This window comes from Vibrio sp. YT-19(2023) (assembly GCF_033337395.1).
On record NZ_JAWOQN010000300.1, the window covers coordinates 1 to 845 of the forward strand.

2 protein-coding genes are annotated in these 845 nt (G+C 43.9%); one reads left to right on the forward strand and one right to left on the reverse strand.

What is annotated here, in order from left to right:
* Nucleotides 1–478: ATP-dependent DNA helicase (locus tag R7E78_RS25520; protein ID WP_318058528.1), on the reverse strand; the 478-nt coding region annotated here is incomplete at its 3' end.
* 217 nt (nucleotides 479–695) lie between these two features.
* Between R7E78_RS25520 and R7E78_RS25525 the strand changes: the two genes are divergently transcribed.
* Nucleotides 696–845, forward strand: a 150-nt coding sequence (locus R7E78_RS25525) for an ACT domain-containing protein (RefSeq protein WP_318058529.1), incomplete at its 3' end; no start/stop codon positions are given.

Below are 845 nucleotides of genomic sequence, written 5' to 3' on the forward strand. Positions count from 1 at the left end.
TCATGCTGTCTTCAGGCAAATCTTCACAATCACCTAAGTCACCGGTTTTTGTCTCTGAGGACCAAGACCTCACCTTCACCAATTGAGTCAACAATGTTGGGTCGGATTCGTTGGTGTGGCTTTCTACCATCTGGCGACTTAAGCGATCCAAACATAAATAGTTGGAACGCCCTTTCAATAACGCCACTTGACCATAAAAACCGAGCGCATTGACCATCAGCGGTAGGTCACGATGGTACAACTGCTCTTGCAAGTTTTTCGAGCCAGTACTGATGATGACTTTCTTGCCACTCAACAGCGCTGGAACAAGATAGGCAAATGTTTTACCGGTACCAGTTCCTGCCTCTACCACCAACTGACTTTGTTCTTTGATCGCACTACTGACGGCTTCAGCCATGTCTATTTGTGGCTGACGAGCCTGAAAACCCGGAATCGCTTTACCTAAAGCGCCATCAGAGGAAAGTGTTTTTGCGATCAGGCCTGACAGCTGGTTAGAAAAATTCTCGTGAGTATATCAGACGTTTGGGAGAGACATCAGCCCGTAAGATGGCCAGCTTACGGCCCAACACAGATAATTTGTTGAAACCATGGCAAGAATAGATTATTTATGAAGTCAGATTGCTGTACGGTTGACCCTTTTGGGGAAAACACATATTTCGTACGCTAGAAAAATAATGCATGGAAGTATCTGATTTATGGAAAAGAAAACACTGTTGACCCATTGTTCTGACGCACCGGGTTTGATCTCTAAAATTACTAATATCTGTTACAAACATCAGCTAAACATCGTTCATAATAACGAATTTGTTGATAACACCAGTGGGCACTTTTTCATGCGAACGGAG